Source organism: Mesorhizobium sp. M4A.F.Ca.ET.022.05.2.1 (assembly GCF_003998845.1).
GTDB lineage: Bacteria > Pseudomonadota > Alphaproteobacteria > Rhizobiales > Rhizobiaceae > Mesorhizobium.
In genome coordinates this window covers 1-1,385 of the sequence record NZ_RZOJ01000711.1, presented here as the reverse complement: position 1 = coordinate 1,385, position 1,385 = coordinate 1, and the positions used below count along the sequence as shown (strand labels likewise).

Below are 1,385 nucleotides of genomic sequence, written 5' to 3'. Positions count from 1 at the left end.
ACATTAACGGACGAACATCATGGCCAAAGCCGCAAACATCAAGATCAAGCTTCTGTCGACCGCCGACACCGGTTTCTTCTACGTGACCAGCAAGAACAGCCGCACCAAGACGGACAAGCTGTCGTTCCGCAAGTACGATCCGGTCGCCAAGAAGCACGTCGAGTTCAAGGAAACCAAGATCAAGTAATCCGGTTTCCTCCGAGAATGCCGAAACGCCGCCCTTTGGGCGGCGTTTTTGTTTTGGCCGGCGATTCGGCCTGACCCGATAGCAGGAGCTTCCAGCGATTGGCGCGAAGTCCCGACGTTCACTTTTGGAAAAAGGGGGCCGGTCGGCGTTTGGCAGCGGTACGAGGAGGCCACTATGTGCCAGCGCCGGCCGGCCGACCCCACGGACCCAGGAGATGCGGCGGACCTGAGCATCATGGGGTATTTGTCGGAACGATCCGGCGGTCTACCCTCGTGCCGGCCTCGTTTTGTCTATGCTGTACATTTGCGCAAGGCCTTATGAAAATCAACAGTTTCTTAACCAAGCCTCCCGAATCGCTTGGATTAAGGTAAATTGCTAACCCTGTCAGATTGACCGGATAAATTGGCGCTCGGGCCTACGCCGCCTTGGCAACGACCCGGTTGCGCCCGCCGCTCTTGGCCTCGTAGAGAGCGAGATCGGCGCGCTTCATCAGGGCGGCCACCGTATCGGCCCCCTTCAGCAGAGACGACACGCCGACGCTGACGGTAACCTCTATCGTCTTGCCCTCATGCCCGACCATGAACGGCATCTGGGCGATCTCGGCGCGGATGCGTTCCGCGACCTTCTCGGCCACTGCACCTTCCGTGTCCGGCATGACCACCACGAACTCCTCGCCGCCGAAACGGCAGGCGAGGTCGATGCCGCGCACGTTCTTGCGCAACCGCCGCGCGAATTCGCGCAGCACATCGTCGCCGCCGTCATGGCCATGCGCATCGTTGATCGATTTGAAGCGGTCGAGGTCGGTGATCATCACCGAAAGCGGCCGTCGCCGCGCCACCGCGCGGTCGAACAGCGTCTGCAGGTGGCTGTCGAGGTAGCGGCGGTTGTGCAGGCCGGTCAGCCCGTCCGTCACCGCCATCTCGATGGTCTGGGTGACGCTGGCGCGGAGCTGGTCGTTGTAGCGCTTGCGGCGCACCTGGGTGCGCAGCCTCGCCGTCAGCTCATGCTGGTCGACCGGCCGCGTCAGGTAATCGTTGATGCCGAGCTCAAGGCCGCGGATGATGCGCCCCTCCTCGCCTGCGTCGGCAAGCAGGATGATCGGCAGGAAACGGGTGCGGTCTAGCGAACGCAGTTGCGAGCACAGTCTCAGCGGATCGAAATCGGCGAAGGCCGTCGAGATCAGCACGCATTCGTAAGG

Annotated in this window: 2 protein-coding genes; one reads left to right on the top strand and one right to left on the bottom strand. The window is 61.8% G+C overall.

Going from position 1 to position 1,385, the window contains the following annotated elements:
- The first annotated feature begins 19 nt into the window (after positions 1–19).
- Complete coding sequence (rpmG, locus tag EN745_RS34810) at positions 20–187, top strand: 50S ribosomal protein L33 (protein ID WP_006201775.1); 168 nt, start codon at positions 20–22, stop codon at positions 185–187.
- Between the two features lie 415 nt (positions 188–602).
- Here the strand turns inward: rpmG and EN745_RS34800 are convergent.
- Positions 603–1,385 (bottom strand): diguanylate cyclase (locus tag EN745_RS34800; RefSeq protein WP_127423312.1); only part of this gene is annotated, 783 nt, incomplete at its 5' end.

Coding starts and splice junctions, on each gene's coding strand:
- rpmG (WP_006201775.1), top strand. CDS start 20: ATGGCCAAAGCCGCAAACATCAAGATCAAGCTTCTGTCGACCGCCGAC.